A 1,771-nucleotide genomic window follows, 5' to 3' on the forward strand; every position below is an offset into this window, starting at 1 on the left:
TGAATAGTGGTTCTATTTACTAAAAATTTCCGACTTTTTAGACCAATTTGCTGTCACCGCAGTAGGGCAGTCTATTTTCGGACAGCCTCCTGGCTGAGTTGTTGCCAAGGCTCGCCCCTGAAGTCAATCAGAGGCTTGAGCATAACAGGGCCTATTTGCGGCCGGAAATGAACCCCAGCATTTTTTTCTGCAGCCAGCCACCATAGGGTGGGTAGATCAATTTCGTGCTGTTCAGCTTGCCTTTGGTTAACACCGCCTTGGCCTTGGAGAATGTCAGGAAGCCCTCATAGCCATGGTACTGACCCATACCTGAGGGGCCAATGCCGCCAAAGGGCATATCTTCAACCGCTACATGCAATAAACATTCATTAATGCAGACACCGCCCGAGTGGGTCTGCTCCAGTACGGCTTCCTGATTTTTTGTGTCAGAACCAAAGTAGTAGAGTGCCAGGGGCCTTGGTCGTTGCTGGACAAACTGAATGGCTTCATCAAGGCTATCGATGCCGATGACCGGAAGCAGCGGGCCAAAAATTTCTTCCTGCATAATGCCCATGCTGTCCGTTGGATTTTCTATCAAGTGAATGGGAATCCTACGGCTTCCGTCGTTAACTTCCTCATTGCCCGCCGTGTGGATGGTTGCGCCCCGGGCTTTGGCGTCTTCAAGCAATGTCAATAATCGCTGGTGGTGACGGTCATTGATGATCGAGGTGTAATCATTATTTCCGTTTACCGTTGCGTACATTTTTCGAAAGGCGTTGAGATAGTGCTCAATAAAGGCGGCTTTCTGGTCATTTTTCACCAGTACATAGTCCGGTGCTACGCAGGTTTGACCGGCGTTCAGGGCTTTTGCGTAGCAGACTCTTTGTGCCGCTTCCTGTATCGGGAAGTCGTTATCCACAATGACCGGTGACTTGCCGCCGAGTTCCAGGGTTACCGGGGTCAGGTTTTTTGCAGCGGCTTGCATGACATGGTGACCGACCGCTGTCGAACCGGTGAAAATAATGTGGTCAAAGTGAAGGTTGGTAAATTCGGCTGCCACTTGCGCATCTCCGCACACGACGGTGACCAGGTCAGCAGGAAATGTTTGCTCAATGATGCGGGCAACCAGTGCCGAGGTTTTTGGTGTGAATTCCGACATCTTGATCATGGCCCGGTTGCCGGCGGCAAGAATCGTCAGCAATGGGCTGAGCGACAGGAACAGTGGGTAGTTGAAGGGAGCCACAATACCCACGACCCCCAATGGCTGGTACACCACTTTTGCCGAGGCAGGCATGAGCTGGGGATTCAGCTTGCGCTTGCTCGGTTGCATCCATTTTTTCAGCCGCTTGATGGTGTAATGGATACTGCCCAGGTTCGGTATAATTTCGGTGATTGATGACTCGCTTCTGGAGCGGCCGCCAAAATCTTCATCCAACGCTGTCAATAGTGCGTCTTGATTGCTCAGCAATGCTTTCTTGAGGGCCTTCAGGCGGGCAACCCGTTCCTGATAGCTTGGGTTAGGGTCCTTCAGAAAGGCTTTGCGCTGAAGGGACAGCAGATCCGGCAAGGAGGGTGTGGCTGGCGGGATTGCCTGTTGTTGTTTTGGGGCGATGGCTTCAGTTATTGTCATGGTTATTTTCCTGATAAGTCCGGAATTGATCGGGTTCCTGATTTTTCAGCCAGTGCACGCCAATTGATGAAGAAAAAAATAACGCCAGGGGTGAAAAATCTGAATGATTAGCCCGGATATTTCATAAACTGCCCCGAATCTCGCGCACGACCACATGGATGT

At 51.1% G+C, this 1,771-nt stretch carries 1 protein-coding gene; it reads right to left on the reverse strand.

The genetic code is table 11. The features are described 5' to 3' along the window. Nucleotides 1-151: 151 nt before the first annotated feature. Entirely contained in the window at nt 152-1,609 is a 1,458-nt protein-coding gene (locus tag KDK14_RS17395) for a coniferyl aldehyde dehydrogenase (RefSeq protein WP_257266452.1), read from the reverse strand. Nucleotides 1,610-1,771 lie beyond the last annotated feature (162 nt).

The organism is Endozoicomonas sp. ONNA2 (assembly GCF_024606365.1).
Classification (GTDB): domain Bacteria; phylum Pseudomonadota; class Gammaproteobacteria; order Pseudomonadales; family Endozoicomonadaceae; genus Endozoicomonas.

Bases quoted from the DNA above. Each gene is read 5' to 3' on its own strand.
- KDK14_RS17395 (WP_257266452.1), bottom strand. From the start codon at position 1,609: ATGACAATAACTGAAGCCATCGCCCCAAAACAACAACAGGCAATCCCG.